Origin of the sequence: Gilliamella sp. WF3-4, from assembly GCF_001690275.1 — a bacterium.
Classification (GTDB): domain Bacteria; phylum Pseudomonadota; class Gammaproteobacteria; order Enterobacterales; family Orbaceae; genus Gilliamella; species Gilliamella apicola_C.
This window is the reverse complement of the sequence record NZ_LZGW01000007.1, coordinates 1-16,034: the sequence shown is the minus strand read 5'-3', so window position 1 is coordinate 16,034 and position 16,034 is coordinate 1. Positions and strand designations below refer to the sequence as shown.

At 36.1% G+C, this 16,034-nt stretch carries 15 protein-coding genes and 1 riboswitch; of the genes, 9 read left to right on the top strand and 6 right to left on the bottom strand.

The genetic code is table 11. From position 1 onward, the window contains the following. Nucleotides 1-52 precede the first annotated feature (52 nt). Together A9G47_RS02240 and A9G47_RS02235 are read left to right on the top strand one after the other, a co-directional pair. Nucleotides 53-1,150 carry a lactate oxidase gene (locus A9G47_RS02240; protein WP_065642056.1) on the top strand — a complete coding sequence of 366 codons (1,098 nt, stop codon included), beginning with the start codon at nt 53-55 and terminating at the stop codon, nt 1,148-1,150. Nucleotides 1,151-2,658: 1,508 nt separating this feature from the next. Next, entirely contained in the window at nt 2,659-3,666 is a 1,008-nt protein-coding gene (locus A9G47_RS02235) for an aldo/keto reductase (RefSeq protein WP_065642055.1), read from the top strand. 96 nt (nt 3,667-3,762) lie between these two features. Here the strand turns inward: A9G47_RS02235 and A9G47_RS02230 are convergent, their stop codons facing one another. Beyond that, a complete protein-coding gene (locus tag A9G47_RS02230) occupies nt 3,763-4,467 on the bottom strand; it encodes a GntR family transcriptional regulator (RefSeq protein WP_065642054.1) in 705 nt (234 codons plus the stop codon). A gap of 176 nt (nt 4,468-4,643) precedes the next feature. Between A9G47_RS02230 and A9G47_RS02225 the strand changes: the two genes are divergently transcribed. Continuing rightward, the gene (locus tag A9G47_RS02225) at nt 4,644-6,515 is read left to right on the top strand and encodes a glucose PTS transporter subunit IIA (protein WP_065642053.1); all 1,872 of its coding nucleotides are present in this window, start codon (nt 4,644-4,646) and stop codon (nt 6,513-6,515) included. Nucleotides 6,516-6,528: 13 nt separating this feature from the next. Continuing rightward, nucleotides 6,529-7,965: a 6-phospho-beta-glucosidase gene (locus A9G47_RS02220; protein WP_065580005.1), complete on the top strand. Its 1,437-nt coding sequence runs from the start codon at nt 6,529-6,531 to the stop codon at nt 7,963-7,965. A gap of 79 nt (nt 7,966-8,044) precedes the next feature. Here A9G47_RS02220 and dinB read toward each other — a convergent pair whose 3' ends face one another. From dinB to A9G47_RS02195, 5 genes are all read right to left on the bottom strand, one after another. Next, nucleotides 8,045-9,100 (bottom strand): DNA polymerase IV, encoded by a 1,056-nt coding sequence (gene dinB / locus A9G47_RS02215; protein WP_065568476.1) that lies wholly within the window; start codon nt 9,098-9,100, stop codon nt 8,045-8,047. 756 nt (nt 9,101-9,856) lie between these two features. After that, nucleotides 9,857-10,561 carry a thiamine ABC transporter ATP-binding protein ThiQ gene (gene thiQ / locus A9G47_RS02210; RefSeq protein ID WP_065642052.1) on the bottom strand — a complete coding sequence of 235 codons (705 nt, stop codon included), beginning with the start codon at nt 10,559-10,561 and terminating at the stop codon, nt 9,857-9,859. Next, entirely contained in the window at nt 10,539-12,128 is a 1,590-nt protein-coding gene (gene thiP / locus A9G47_RS02205; RefSeq protein ID WP_065642051.1) for a thiamine/thiamine pyrophosphate ABC transporter permease, read from the bottom strand. Before thiP ends, thiQ begins: the two co-directional genes overlap by 23 nt. A gap of 14 nt (nt 12,129-12,142) precedes the next feature. Beyond that, nucleotides 12,143-13,147, bottom strand: coding sequence for a thiamine ABC transporter substrate binding subunit (gene thiB, locus A9G47_RS02200; protein ID WP_081303493.1), 1,005 nt, complete (start codon nt 13,145-13,147; stop codon nt 12,143-12,145). A 40-nt stretch (nt 13,148-13,187) separates the two neighbouring features. After that, nucleotides 13,188-13,296: riboswitch (TPP riboswitch) on the bottom strand. Between the two features lie 552 nt (nt 13,297-13,848). After that, on the bottom strand, nt 13,849-14,436 hold the full coding sequence (locus A9G47_RS02195) for a hypothetical protein (protein ID WP_065642050.1): 588 nt from the start codon (nt 14,434-14,436) through the stop codon (nt 13,849-13,851). Between the two features lie 184 nt (nt 14,437-14,620). Here A9G47_RS02195 and A9G47_RS02190 point away from each other — a divergent pair, with 184 nt between their 5' ends. The 5 genes from A9G47_RS02190 to A9G47_RS02170 are packed head-to-tail and all read left to right on the top strand — an operon-like array spanning nt 14,621 to nt 15,952. Next, the gene (locus tag A9G47_RS02190; RefSeq protein ID WP_065642048.1) at nt 14,621-14,878 is read left to right on the top strand and encodes a transposase; all 258 of its coding nucleotides are present in this window, start codon (nt 14,621-14,623) and stop codon (nt 14,876-14,878) included. Beyond that, nucleotides 14,878-15,099 carry a hypothetical protein gene (locus A9G47_RS02185; RefSeq protein ID WP_065642049.1) on the top strand — a complete coding sequence of 74 codons (222 nt, stop codon included), beginning with the start codon at nt 14,878-14,880 and terminating at the stop codon, nt 15,097-15,099. Before A9G47_RS02190 ends, A9G47_RS02185 begins: the two co-directional genes overlap by 1 nt. A gap of 58 nt (nt 15,100-15,157) precedes the next feature. Then, nucleotides 15,158-15,415 carry a transposase gene (locus tag A9G47_RS02180; RefSeq protein ID WP_065642048.1) on the top strand — a complete coding sequence of 86 codons (258 nt, stop codon included), beginning with the start codon at nt 15,158-15,160 and terminating at the stop codon, nt 15,413-15,415. Then, the gene (locus A9G47_RS02175) at nt 15,415-15,636 is read left to right on the top strand and encodes a hypothetical protein (RefSeq protein WP_065642049.1); all 222 of its coding nucleotides are present in this window, start codon (nt 15,415-15,417) and stop codon (nt 15,634-15,636) included. Before A9G47_RS02180 ends, A9G47_RS02175 begins: the two co-directional genes overlap by 1 nt. Before the next feature lie 58 nt (nt 15,637-15,694). Next, nucleotides 15,695-15,952 (top strand): transposase, encoded by a 258-nt coding sequence (locus A9G47_RS02170; RefSeq protein ID WP_065642048.1) that lies wholly within the window; start codon nt 15,695-15,697, stop codon nt 15,950-15,952. The last annotated feature ends 82 nt before the right edge of the window (nt 15,953-16,034 follow it).

The window sequence follows — 16,034 nt, the reverse complement described above, 5'->3', positions numbered from 1 at the left end:
AGCTGTGATATAACAATATGGCAACATTAATTCTCATAATTAGGAGTGAATCATGTCATACCATACAAGTAATGAAGAACACGCTATAGAGATCGTTAATATTGCTTCATTAGAAGCATTAGTTAAGGCAAGAATGGAAGCTGGTGCTTTTGGTTATATCCGCGGTGGTGCAGAAGATGAGTGGACGATGAGAGAAAACACCTTATCTTTTAACCGCAAAAAAATTGTTCCCCGAGTATTACAAGGGGTTGATCATGCCGATTTAACAACAAAATTATGGGATATCCCACTAAAAACCCCAATTATTCAATCACCATCAGCCGCACAAGGTTTAGCTCACGAAAAAGGCGAAATGGATACAGCTAAAGGGGTTGCCGCTGCGGGTTCTATTTTCTCCATTAGTACTTATGCCAATACTTCCATTGAAGAAGCTGCCAGTGCTGCTCCTAATGTACCGTATTTTTTCCAACTTTATATGAATAAAGATGATGGTTTCAACCGTTTTATTGTTGATAAAGCAGTTAAAGCCGGTGCAAAAGCAATTATCTTAACAGTTGATTCAACATTAGGCGGATATCGTGAAGAAGATATTATCAATAAATTCCAATTCCCTCTTCCTATGAAAAATTTAAGCGCTTATAGCCAATCAAGTGGTAATGGTGATGGTTCAGGTAAAGGCATTAGCGAAATTTATGCAGCAGCTAAACAAGGTATAGTGCCATCTGATATTCAAAAAATCAAAGAGATGGCCAAGTTACCTGTTATTGTCAAAGGCATTCAATCGCCAGAAGACGCCGCCATCGCAATATCTGCCGGTGCAGACGGAATTTGGGTATCTAACCATGGTGGACGTCAATTAGACGGTGGTCCAGCCTCGTTTGACGTATTACCAAACATTGCCGCAGTAGTTGCCAAACGGGTACCAATTATTTTTGATAGTGGCGTTCGCCGTGGTGAACATGTATTTAAAGCCTTAGCAAGCGGTGCTGATCTTGTTGCTATTGGGCGCCCTATTCTTTATGGACTAAATTTAGGTGGCGCAGAAGGTGTTAAATCCGTTTTTGATCATCTCAATAAAGAACTATCTATTACCATGCAATTAGCTGGCACAAAAACGATCGAAGATATTAAAAATACCCCATTAATTTAATGGTAGAAATTACTCGCATCGCCTACCGTACTTAAAAAACGACGGTAATGAATATACATAAAACAAAATTATCGCCATATTATCAACAAGTGAGATGGCGATAATACCCTAAAAAACCATCGCTATTAATTTGGCTAAACGAATTATGGATCAATTATCCAACCATTGATAACCCCAAAAGACCTAATCAAGCATCAACTAACATAATACCCATTGCATATACCACACAAAAAACAAGCAACGTAATTTTTACGTGGTTGTATGATCATTATGAATATATTTACACAATTGTCACGTTTTAAGTTATTTTTTTGTAAAAAATATTCAGGATTCTATGCCGTTTCGAAATAAATAAAAACTTACAGTATCTTATTTGTTAATAACATATGATAACCATGGTATTAATCAAATTTGACAAAATCCCCCCCATGCCCACAAACGAATAAAACAGCCCAAAGAGATAGATATTTCACGGAGATATGGCAAAAACAACAAATAACTAGCGCCTCATAACGTTGACAACGCTCTATTCGCTTTTATCATACGGTAATACTGCGTAAAGTATTTTTCAGCAAAACAGCTTATCGTTATTAGGAGATCATTTATCATTTCTAAACTGCCTACACGGCAGTGAACGGGAAAACTGCAAAATGGACTTAGTCGATAAATTTCTAAACTGCCTACACGGCAGTGAACGATTTTTCAAAAATAAATGTCGAAGGTGCGCATTTCTAAACTGCCTACACGGCAGTGAACTAGAAGCTAATATACTATCAATATTGTATGTAAAAAGGCAAATAGTGATTTAGGTATTAAAAACCCTTTTTTGAGGAAAGTTTTTAATTATTTGATTTTCTTTACTTTTAAAATATGGCGAAAAAAAGGGTTTTGGCTTTTAGTTTTTTGACTTTGTCATAACATAGCACAACCTAAACCTAAAAACCAAAGACTAATTTGCTTCGCTTTTTTACATTCGTTTTTTAATAAAAGCCATTAAAAATGGCGTTAAGCGTTTTCTGATTCAAGTTTTATCTATCTATAAATAGATAATCTATATCAATTAGCTTCTTCATTAAAACGCAAATATGCAACCGAAAATGGCACTGAATTAAACGAAATGTTACCGAAGATGAGCCCACTTAATCCACAATATTTAATCAAAAAACGTCGGGTTTTTGAAAAAATAGCAACAATGGTTGAAAAATTTAAAGGGGTTGGTGGCAGTGATAATATCTAATTATTAACGATAAAGGGCATGGAATTGCACACTGACTTTTCCCTGCCCGATAAATAATCAAGCAATATGGTTTGCTATAATCTGCTATGTCTTAATTTAATATGTGTTTTAATTTAATCTATTTTTTAATAGATGAAGTTCTTATCCGTTCTATTTTTTGTAAAAAAGTGATCGATATCACATTAACCCACATTCAAATTTACTATAAAAATAAAAGCGCAATATAATAAGGCGCATTAGTGGTTTCTGTTTTAAATAGAGGAAAGTGATCATGCAATACACTAAACTGGGTAATAGTGATTTAACTGTCTCGCAGATTTGTTTAGGTTGTATGGGATTTGGCGATCCTACAACAGGCATTCACAACTGGACACTAAATGAATCAGAAAGCAGCAAAATTATTGGATATGCTCTTGAGCAAGGTATTAATTTTTTCGATACCGCAATCGCTTATCAAAATGGCTCAAGCGAAAGATATGTTGGCAAAGCATTACGCGATATGAGCCTGCGTGATGAAATGGTCATAGCAACAAAATTTTTACCACGTACAGCTGAGCAAATTGCTAATGGCATAACTGGGCAACAAGCTATCAACCAATCACTCAATCAAAGCCTAAAAAATTTGGGGGTGGATTACGTCGATCTTTATATTTATCACTATTGGGATTACAACACACCTATAGTAGAAGTTCTTGAAACCCTTCATCAAAATATTTTGGCAGGCAAAATCCGTGCAATTGGCATTTCGAACTGTTATGCATGGCAACTGGCAAAAGCAAACACCATAGCAAAATATGAAGGCTTAACACCGTTTGTTTCAATGCAAAGCCACTATAACTTAATTATGCGTGAAGATGAGCGAGAATTATTTGGATTATGCCAAGAAGATAATATTGCTATGACGCCTTATAGCGCACTTGCCAGCGGTCGCCTTGCTCGTCCATATAACACCCAAACTGTACGCGCCAATGCGGATAACTATGCGAAGAAGAAATACGACAAAACCGCCGAGCAAGACCATGTGATCATCGATCGAGTTGCAGAAATTGCTGAACGCCACCAAGTATCCATGACGGAAGTTTCATTGGCATGGCTATTAACTAAAGTTACTGCTCCTGTTGTGGGTGCAACAAAAACCGAACAAATTCAAGATGCCGTTAAAGCAACCCAATTACAATTAAGCAATGACGAGCTAAACTACTTAGAAGAATGCTATAAACCTCACGCATTAGTTGGTATCATGGCAGATAACAAACCACAAATAAAACAAGCTAATTAACTTAGATATAAAATTGTTATCGAAAATAATAAGAATTAGTGCCTATTTACCGATAATTTAACAACGTAGCGCTGGGTTTTGTCTATGTTAAGTGGCTTATTTTGAATGATTTTGTATGCAAAATCTTGCATTTTCATAATGGTAAATAATTTTCGAGAAATCAAACGGCTCACCAGATGAGGTATAAAATATTTCTTCAACGCAAAGAGCGGGATCGCCCGCTTGTAACCCAAGATATTTTGCTATATTTGCATCAAGTTTGATCACTTGAAAATATTTATCAGAAAAACCAATATTGATATTGTAATTTTCTTGAATGTAGCTAAAAATTGAACGTTCAACAATGTCTGTATTTAAATAACAAATAAGCTTTTTGCGATAATAGGACTGTTCTAAGCAATATAATTTATCATCAACATAACGTAATCTTTTTACAAAATAAACATGTTCACTATCACCACATTGTAAATTTTCTTTCACTCTTGCACTGGGTTTGATAATGTCTACATTAAACACTTTAGATGAACCATACACATCATCTAAATCAACAGTAAAGCCATGACTTTGTAAAAAACTGAGATAACCTCTTTTTTTGCGCTCACGAACAAAAATACCGCTACCTTGCACTTGATAAATAACGCCTTGCCGTTCAAGGCAGTTAAGCGCTTTAATAATTGTGCTACGGCTTACTTGATACTGATTAATAAGTCCGTCTATATTCGCAAGTTGGGTACCTTTAGATAATTGCTGCTGATAAATCATTTGCTTTATTTTTTTTGCAACATTTTGATATTTTACCATTTATATCTCTTTGCTATTCGCCCAATAATTTACATATTATTTTATATTGCTTATGTTAAGTTAAGTTAAATAGTATAAAAAGTCGATCTAGATCACAAACAATATAATTGGTCATTAACAATTATAAAATTATCTATAAGATAAGCTTACTGAATTGATTTTAAGGAGCTTAATGGATGTCATCGAAAATAAGAGATTACAACAAGCTAGCAGTTGATATTTTAAATGAGCTAGGCGGAAAAGAGAATATTATCAACGCCTCTCGTTGTGCAACACGTCTACGCCTTGTCACAAAAACAACGCCAGAACAAGCAAAAGAAAAAATCGCAAAACTACCTGGTGTGATTACGGTTGTTGAAAAAGGTGGGCAAATCCAAGTTGTCATTGGTACGCATGTTGATAAAGTCTACAATGCATTTATTCAACTGGTTGATATTAATAACCAAGCTGTTAATAACAATGAAACCAATATTTTAAACCGTATCATTGCAACCATGTCGGCGGTATTTGCACCGTTTGTTTATATTTTAGCCGCATCAGGTATTTTACAGGGGATTTTGATCTTACTAAAATTAGCATTTGAGGGAATAGAATCAACTGGAACCTTTAGAGTATTTGATTTTATCTCTTGGGCGCCTTTTACCTTTTTACCTATTTTTATTGCTATCACCGCTTCACAACATTTTCGTTGTAATCTTTATATCGCGGTTGCTTGTTGTGCTGCGCTGTTGTCCCCGACTTGGGCTGAATTTGCCAAATTAATCAGCGATGGTCAAGAAATCGATCTATTTGGCATTGCGCTATCTAAAACAACTTACGCTTCAACTGTGTTACCACCACTATTTTTAGTCTGGTTACTTTCTTATTTAGAGCGCTTCTTAGAACCTCGCCTGCACAGTATTATAAAACCGGTGCTATTACCATTATTTAGTCTTGTCATTATGGTGCCTTTAACATTACTTATTGTTGGTCCATTAACTGCCAATGGTGCACAATATATTGCTGATGGTTATAACTGGTTTGTTAATTTAGCCCCATCGTTTGCTGGTGGAATTATTGGTGCCGTTTGGCAAGTGTTTGTTATTTTTGGCGTGCACTGGGGGATCACACCAGTTATCGTTGAAAACTTTAAACAATATGGTCAAGACTCTTTCCAAGCATTTCAAACCATCGCCGTTATTGGTCAAGTCGGAGCAGCATTTGGTTTTTATTTAAAAACCAAAACTCAAGAGATGAAAGGCATTTCATTATCCGCTTTTATCACTGGCTTATTTGGGATAACCGAACCAGCTATTTATGGCGTTAACTTACGTTTTAAAAAGCCATTTATTTATGGCTGTATTTCGGCTGCTTGTGGTGGTATTGTGGCTGGGTTCTTTTCTCCTCACTACTTTGCTTATGCTGGTTTACCAGGTCCATTAACTATCGTCAATGCAATTAGCCCTAACAGCCCTAGCTCATTTATTGGTGTTGCAATTGGGTCACTTATTGCTTTGGTGGGACCTGTCGTTTTAATTCAAATCTTTGGCACTGGTGAAACTAAACAAGATGAGTCTGCTATTGAAAATGATACACCTAAAGTCTTGCTTGACGAGCTGGATATCACAAGCCCAATGACAGGACATGCTTTACCCCTAAGTGAAGTGCCTGATCCTGCTTTTGCACAAAAACTGATGGGTGAAGGGATTGCCATTGAGCCTACTGATAATCATGTTTATGCACCTTTTGATGCCGAGGTAACTGCGGTATTTGACAATTCCAAACATGCTATTGGGTTAACATTAGATAACGGCGTTGAACTATTAATTCATGTGGGGATTGATACGGTTAATTTGACTAATAACGAGTTTGCATATCACGTTGAATTACACCAAAAAGTGAAAAAAGGCGATCTACTAATCAGCTTCAACCCTGAGGCAATAAAACAAGCAGGCTACCCACTAATCACCCCAATTATTATTGTTAATACCGATCAATACCAATTCATTTCATTAACGGATAAAACAGAAGTGACAGTTGATGATATCATATTTAAAATTAAGCAATAACAAGGAATCAAAAATGACTAAAAAACCATTTTTATGGGGCGGTGCTTTAGCCGCTCATCAATTTGAAGGTGGCTGGAACGAAGGCGGCAAAGGACCAAGCGTAGTTGATGTCATGACAGCAGGTGCGCATGGCGTAGCAAGACAAATCACTCAAGATATTGAACCCGATAAGTTTTATCCAAACCATACGGCCATTGATTTTTATCATCATTATAAAGATGATATCAAACTCTTTGCTGAATTAGGTCTTAAATGTTTACGCACATCAATTGCTTGGACACGTATTTTTCCAAAAGGTGATGAGCTTGAGCCAAACGAAGATGGCCTGCGCTTTTATGATGATGTTTTTGATGAGCTCATTGCCCATGGCATAGAGCCTGTTATCACGCTATCACATTTTGAAATGCCATTACATATAGCTCGCCATTATGGCGGTTTTAGAAACCGTAAAACCGTGGAATTTTTTGAACGTTTTGCGACAGCATGTTTTGAGCGTTATAAAAATAAAGTTAAATACTGGATGACATTTAACGAAATCAATAACCAAATGGATACCAGCAATCCTATTTTCTTTTGGACTAATTCTGGTGTACAAGTTAAATCAGGCGAAAATCCGCAAGAAGTTCTGTACCAAGTCGCTCATTATGAACTTTTAGCAAGTGCCAAAGCAGTCATTGCCGGTAAAAAAATCAATCCTGATTTTCAAATTGGTTGTATGATCTCGCACGTGCCAATTTACCCATACTCTTGTAATCCTGAAGATATGATGGCTTCTGAAATTGCTATGCATCAACGCTTCTTCTTCCCTGATGTTCACGTTCGTGGCTATTACCCTGCATATGCATTAAAAGAGTTCGAACGTGAAGGCTATAAACTTGATATTACCCAAGAAGATCTTGCTTATTTAAAACAAGGTACAGTTGATTACATTGGTTTTAGTTACTACATGTCAACTGTCGTTAAGGCTGATGCGAAAAATGACAATCGTGACAACATTGTTAACGGGGCCCTACCTAATGCGGTTGAAAATCCTTATATTAAAAGCAGTGACTGGGGTTGGCCTATTGATCCTGAGGGATTACGTTATACCTTAAATCGTTTATATGATCGTTATCAGTTACCGTTATTTATTGTCGAAAATGGATTTGGTGCCATTGATGAGCTAGAAAATGGTAACCAAGTGCATGACAAACCACGCATTGAATACCTAGGTGCTCATATTAAAGCGATGCAAACAGCCATGGATTATGATGGTGTTGATGTGATGGGCTATACCGCTTGGGGGATTATTGATGTGGTGTCATTTACCACTGGTGAAATGAAAAAACGCTATGGTGTAATTTATGTTGACCGTGATAATGAAGGCAACGGTAGCATGAAGCGTTATAAAAAAGATTCTTTTGAATGGTATAAAAAAGTCATTAGCACCAATGGTGCAAGTTTAAAGTGATAATTATCCATTAATTGATAAATGATTATGAGGATGAATACAGGCTTTGCCTGCATCCTCTTTTTTATAAGAAAAAAGCTTAAAATGGAAAAATGAGCTGTTTTTCAACTTGTGGATCGATTAACGTGACATGAAAACCAATTAACCGAACGCCACGCCCGTTACGACGTTCTAGCCAAACTTTATGGGCTTGTTTAATTAAATCGGCTTTATCTAATTTTGACCAGACATGCTCTTGAGTGGTAAGTTGAAAATCATCGAACTTAAATTTGACCCCCTGCCGAGCGATCGATAAATCAGAACGCACTTTACTTAATCGTTTTTCAAGCTCTTCAAATAATGGATCAAACTGTAATAAACACGCTTCCCAATGATGAATATCATCAACTAAAGTGCGCTCGACACCAACCGATTTGCGTTGCCTGTCATTACACACTTCTCTTTCATCAATACCTTGGCATCGTTCATACAAGACTCGCCCAAATTTGCCAAAATGGTTAAATAATTTAGTCACATCATAATTGACTATATCTTGACAGGTAAATAATCCCAAATCAGCTAATTTTTTTTCAGTCACTTTGCCCACACCAGGAATTTTTTTTAAAGGAAGCTGTTCAATAAAGCTATCAACTTCATCAGGTGTTATCACATATTGACCATTAGGTTTGTTCATGTCAGATGCGATTTTGGCAAGAAACTTCAATGGGGCAACACCTGCCGATGCGGTTAACTCAAGTTCCTTAAAAATAGCTTGGCGGATATCTTGCGCAATCAAGGTTGCCGACCCGTGACACAGCTTACAATCGGTCACATCAAGATAAGCTTCGTCAAGTGATAGCGCCTCAATCGCTTGAGTATACCGCTTAAATATTTGGTGGATCTGGTTTGATACTTCTTTATAGACTGCATGTCTGCCTGGTATAATTTTAAGATTGGGGCACAGTTTTATAGCTTGTGCCATTGACATTGCACTGTGCACACCATATTGGCGTGCTAAATAATTGGCAGTAGCCACCACACCGCGCTTACGAGGATCGCCCCCCACCGCAATAGGCATATTACGATAACGGGGATTATCTCTCATTTCAACAGCGGCATAAAAACAATCCATATCAACATGAATAATTTTTCGCATAAACGGTATTACGGCAAATAAAATATAACTGTATAAATATACAATATCACACCTTAAGTGGCGGTGTAAACACCGACGATAACTACTTTTCTAATTTATCAAAATCAATTAACCCTTTTTTATCATAAGGATCACCAATCCAACAGATCGATTCATGGAAAATTTCCGATTAACTAAAATTTTTTCAGTAATATATAAGCTATCACTTAATCCAGCAAAAACTAATCATGTGTGAATTACCTTTTGTGTGCTAAATTTTCGATTGACACAGTTTGGACATACCAGTTTGATAATGGTTTGTATACGTTGATATTCACGCTAGCGATAACCAAAGCAGAAAACACAGTTCAAGTCGGTGTTTTCTCGTTTCTTACTAATATATTCTGGGATGGTATTTGATAAACATCTTCGTCGTGATCATAAATAAAAATATATAGCGGTAAAGCACAAACAAATAAGTGAAAAATAAGCTATCAGAGCTAAGTGCCGAACAACTAAACTTATGGCATATATGGCCATTTTGCATAAATAATTAATTAAAGTTGTTAATAATTAAGGTAATTTAAGCTAAATAGATTAATTAAATCTTAAGCGTTGACCAACAAAATAGAGATAGTGCAATTTATAAATATCTAATTAATAAATTTGTAATTAGTCAATTAATCGCAATTTTTTAACTCAATAAAATTACAACTTGTTTAATATTGAATAATAAAATAGGCAGGTAAAAGTGTTATTTCCAAGCTTCAACCCTTTTTAAGAATAATTAAAACCCAACATTTTGGCAATTTCGTTATGTTTAGATTGTGCAAGCTGTGTTGGTAAATCGTTAAAAACAATGTTGCCATTATCAACCACCAAACAACGTGAAAAATAATTAAGTGAATCATCAAGATAGTGTGATACCATCATTAAAGTTAAATTGAAATCATCACAAATTTGATCCACTAACGCCAACATTTCAAAACGCAGAGCTTGATCGAGCGCTGAAAATGGTTCGTCTAACAATAAAACAGGGCGATGCTGAATTAAACAACGCGCTAATGCCACACGTTGCCGTTGCCCGCCTGAAAGCTGATTAGGATAACGATTGTTAAAGCCTGCTAAACTAACCTTAACTAGCATATCTTCTATTGTTTGCCGTTCAGATGCATTCAGTTTTAAACAAGGTTTTATACCTAAACCAATATTTTGCTCAATGGTTAAATGGTTAAATAAATTATTACGTTGAAATAAAATCGAAACGGGGCGTTTGCCTGGCAAGGTGCGAGTCATATTTTGATGGTTAAGTAAAATTTGCCCCGAGTTTGGTGAAACAAATCCAGCAATCAAATTTAACAAGGTACTTTTACCAGCACCACTGCGTCCAATAATGACGACTTTTTCTTTTGCTGCAATTTTGAGATTAAAATGCATTTTAAAATTATCGTAATGATAATTAATTTGATTTAGTTCGATCATAATCCATCACAACCAATAAACTAAAAGATAAGATTAACAATAATGCGGCCGTTACGGCGCTTTCTTTATAATGATAACTTGATATTTGTTCATACAAATAATACGGTAATGTGGTCACTGATTTTCCACCAAATAAAGCAATAATACCAAAATCACCCAATGATAATATTGCAGATAAAGCAAAACTCTGGATAATTAATCTTTTTAGTGCTTTATATTCAATCAAATAAAAGTGAAAAAAGCCATTAATATTAAGTGATTGACTTAATTGCCAATAGCGCGATACAACATCAAACATAGGTACAGCAAGATTTTTCAATATAAAAGGCAATGCCATCAAACCATTACATAGCATAATTAAAAAGCAAACAACGATAAAACTATGCGCAAAGGGAAATAATAATAAAAATAGACCTGATGAAAATACCATGCTTGGAATAATTAAAATCAGCGATCCAACTAACATTAATTGATTACTCCACTGTATTTTGTGATTAATTAACAAACGGCTATTAGTATAAAGTAATAACAATGCTAGCAACATGGCAATAGTAGCAGAGCCAAAAGCAATTAATAATGAAAACACAACTGCCTGTTGAAAAGACTCAGTTAAAAATGACCATTGAAAAAAATATCCCCCTTCAATGAGTAGGGTCATAATCGGTAGCAAAATAAATAACCCACCAATAACAATAATAATCATACATAAAAAGGCTAAATGATTTGAAACAGGCAAACGGTAACTTTGCCTAACATAGCATGTATTAGGTTTTTGATGGTGGTTATTGTTATGAGTAAATTTTTGCATCAAACAAATAAAACAAACACAACAAATAAACTGTAAACAAGCTAAAAGCACAGCTTGAGCTAAATCTAAATCACGAATAGATTGATAAATGGCGACTTCAAATGTTGTATATTTTGGTCCGCCTCCTAGCGCTAATACGATCGCAAAGCTAGAAAAACACAGCATAAAAATAAGCGCAGCCATCGGGAACAGTTGCCGACGCAGTAATGGCCACTCAATCAATTTAAAGTAAGTAAAACTTGAAAAGTTTAATTGTGCTGCTAGCTGTTTGTGTTCAACTGGTGCACTATTTAACGTTCGATAGAATAGACAGCAAGCATACGGAAAATTTAAAAATACATGTGCAAGTAAAATGCCTGTTAATCCATAAATCGATGTCATAAATGGCACACCAAAATAACCGAAAACAGCCGCTAATAAGCCCTGTTTACCATAAACCGACAACAGCCCAGTGACGACAACAAGTGTCGGTAAAATAAAGGTAATTGGCATAATGCGCAATAATAATCTTTTACCTAAAAAATCAATCATCGACAAAGCTTTAGCCATGATAATTGCCAATAATACAGATAATAAAGTCGATAATGTTGCTTGAAATAAAGTTATCCAAATAACATGTAATAAATACTCATCAAAATAGACGACTAAATTATTAAATTTAATCGCAGTCAAACAAAGCGCAAAGAGTGCTGCGCCTAATATCATTAAGATCAGGCTAGCAGCGCTAATTCCTGGGAGTAATATTCTTAACTTCAACATTAGGTAAAATAAAACTACTTGCTAATGGCAGATTGCCATTCTCGTACCCACGTTTTTTGATTATGTTCAACTTGCTTTGCATCAAACTCAAGCGCTTTATTTATAGGCTTAACTTGCTTAAAAGCTTCGGGTAACGATGTATTAATAATAGGGTACATGGTATTTTTCTCAGCAAATTGACGTTGCACATCGGGGGTCAATAAATATTGTAAAAAAGCCCGTGCTAATTCGGGTTGCTGACTATATTTAGTAATACCAGCAACTTCAACTTGACGATAATGCCCTTCATCAAAAATAGCCGCAGCATAACGATGATCATTATCATTCATAATATGAGCAACAGGTGAAGTGCTATAGCTAAGCACAAAATCAGCTTCACCCTTTAAAAATAGCCCATAAGCTTCACTCCAGCCCTTAGTTACTGTCACGGTGTTTTTAGCTATTTTTTGCCATGCTGATGAGGCATCATCACCATAAATATTCTTTATCCAAAATAATAAACCTAACCCCGGAGTGCTAGTTCTAGGATCTTGATAGATAATCTTCCAGTTGGCTTTATTATCAACTAATTCATGCATAGAGCGTGGTGGATTGCTGATTTTTTGTTGATTATAAATAAAAGCAAAATAGCCAAAATCATAAGGCACAAAATCATCATCCCACCAGTTGGTATTTAAATTATCGGGTTTATTGATTTGGTGAGGAATAACAATATTGGCTTGTTTAGCCTGTTCTAAAAGATTATTGTCTAATCCCAAAACAACATCGGCATTGGTCTTATCGCCCTCAAGACGCATTCGATTTAAAATCGACACGCCATCGCCTAATGTAACAATCTCAACTTCGCAACCACACTGCGCTTCAAATCCCTTTTCAATTGCCCGCCCTGGTCCCCACTCAGAAATAAAAGAGTTGTAACTATACACAATCAAGGTAGGTTTTATGTTGGTAGCATTTGCAATATTTGCCATAAAAAGTGCAGATAATACCAAAGATAATAACAATTTTTTACAAAACATTTTGCCTCCAAAATAGCAAATAAAAGACAAAAGGTTTGAGTAGGTATAATAACTCAAATCCCTCCGCTGGCATGATCCAGTTCAGGTTCGACGGGTTACGTTAGTTTATCTAACATTCTCAGCCCCACTGGGCACCCCGTTGAGAACATTGACTAGTGTAGTGTTTAGGATTATGTTTGTAAACAACCAAGCAAATAAAGCATTGTGAGCGAAACAACAAGAAATTAAAACAACCATTGATTTTATTGTTTTTTTTATGATTTTGCTTTAAAACCAAAAAGACACTTACTACGCTGAATGCTCGAAAACGAATCGATATCAATTTTTCATCAGCTTATCCATAACGTAACAAGCTACGGTGATGTTAACATTTTCTAACTCTGAATAAATAATAATAACCTTTGACTTTTATAAAATGTGAATGCGCTATCAATAAAAAAACAGTCAGAAAAGGCATTGATTTTATTGATGTTTTTCTGATTGTTTTTGGAGGAATCCTTAATAAAACACAACAGTTAATTGCTTCATTAAACAACACTTTTACGCCAGCGTTAAAAACATATGCTGGCTGTACAAACGCACTTAACGTTAGCTCGCTTGGCGACTTAGACTAACTAACGTTGAGCATTATACGTTAACAGCTTTACCTTTGATTTATGTCAAGTTGCATATCCTTTTATATAAGAATTAAGAAGTCAGTATTAAGGGTGAACGCAAATACCATAATTGATACTAGAAACAAAATTTGAATTTGGATTTTTTACTTTACCATAGCCCGAGTCTACGAAGAAATCGCTATCGCTAGTCCAGTAGAGGTCGTTCTTGAAGCCGGCATTACTAAGCAAAGACCCCCACTCGGTTATAAAGCCAGCATCAACATGACGTAATAACGTATTATAATCTGATGATTGGGGTAAGGCGCCATCTATTCCATTTCTACAAGGAAAATCGTCGCGAGGGCGAGGGTTGGGGCGACACTTCGCATTGGTCAAGTCTTTTACTTTTGGCATACGATAATTTATCGCACTACACCATGCGGTTTGCTCTGATTGGTTACCTTCTCTACCACCACGGTGGACAAACCAGTGCTTCAACACAAAACCATATTTTACAATCTCTTCATTATGTCTATTTCTACCCACTAATTCAAATGTTTGTGGTAAACTCGGCTTAAAAAATGGAATAGGATTACCGGAATTTATCTGAGTATCATCGGCAAATGGGCCGTTTAAAGTGACACGTACAAATACTTTTGCTTCTAACTGTGGTTCACAGGGAATCAAACTCACACTCGAACAAGCTGCATGAATCCAAGAATCATTCGCTGTTATTTTTGGTTACAGTGGCAGTAATTTCTTCGTGTGTAATGGGTGTATTCCATATCAAATCATTGGCATCGTGTAACTATCCCCTAAAATAGTACAGCAAAAAAGTAGAAAATTCTCTATGATAAAAGTAAAAGAGGATTTAATTATGAAAAAAATGACTGAACATCAAATCGTCGCTATTTTAAAAGAAGCAGAGGCAGGTGTACCCGTTAAAGAGTTGTGCCGTACATATGGAATGGGTAATTCAACTTTCTATAAATGGCGAGAAAAATACAGCGGAATGGAAACGTCGGATATCAAACGCTTAAAGGAGCAGGAGGCTGAAAACCGCAAGCTTAAGCAGATGTTTGCCGAACTGAGCTTAAAATCCCAGCTTCAGGAAGAAATCATAAAAAAGCTTTAGTGCCAACTGGGGCACGTAAAACGTGGGCACAGCAACTACAACAAAATCATTTGGTTACTATTGCTATGAGTTGTGCCATTGTTGGCTTAAGCCGTTGTGCTTACTATTATCAACCTAAGTTGCAGGATGATTCCGTGATTATTTCGGTGTTGAATACTATCACAGACCGGCATTTACGCTGGGGCTTTCCTAAATGTTTTCATCGTGTAACTACCCCCTAAAATAGTACAGCAAAAAAGTAGAAAATTCTCTATGATAAAAGTAAAAGAGGATTTAATTATGAAAAAAATGACTGAACATCAAATCGTCGCTATTTTAAAAGAAGCAGAGGCAGGTGTACCCGTTAAAGAGTTGTGCCGTACATATGGAATGGGTAATTCAACTTTCTATAAATGGCGAGAAAAATACAGCGGAATGGAAACGTCGGATATCAAACGCTTAAAGGAGCAGGAGGCTGAAAACCGCAAGCTTAAGCAGATGTTTGCCGAACTGAGCTTAAAATCCCAGCTTCAGGAAGAAATCATAAAAAAGCTTTAGTGCCAACTGGGGCACGTAAAACGTGGGCACAGCAACTACAACAAAATCATTTGGTTACTATTGCTATGAGTTGTGCCATTGTTGGCTTAAGCCGTTGTGCTTACTATTATCAACCTAAGTTGCAGGATGATTCCGTGATTATTTCGGTGTTGAATACTATCACAGACCGGCATTTACGCTGGGGCTTTCCTAAATGTTTTCATCGTGTAACTACCCCCTAAAATAGTACAGCAAAAAAGTAGAAAATTCTCTATGATAAAAGTAAAAGAGGATTTAATTATGAAAAAAATGACTGAACATCAAATCGTCGCTATTTTAAAAGAAGCAGAGGCAGGTGTACCCGTTAAAGAGTTGTGCCGTACATATGGAATGGGTAATTCAACTTTCTATAAATGGCGAGAAAAATACAGCGGAATGGAAACGTCGGATATCAAACGCTTAAAGGAGCAGGAGGCTGAAAACCGCAAGCTTAAGCAGATGTTTGCCGAACTGAGCTTAAAATCCCAGCTTCAGGAAGAAATCATAAAAAAGCTTTAGTGCCAACTGGGGCACGTAAAACGTGGGCACAGCAACTACAACAAAATCATTTGGTTACTATTGCTATGAGTTGTGCCATTGT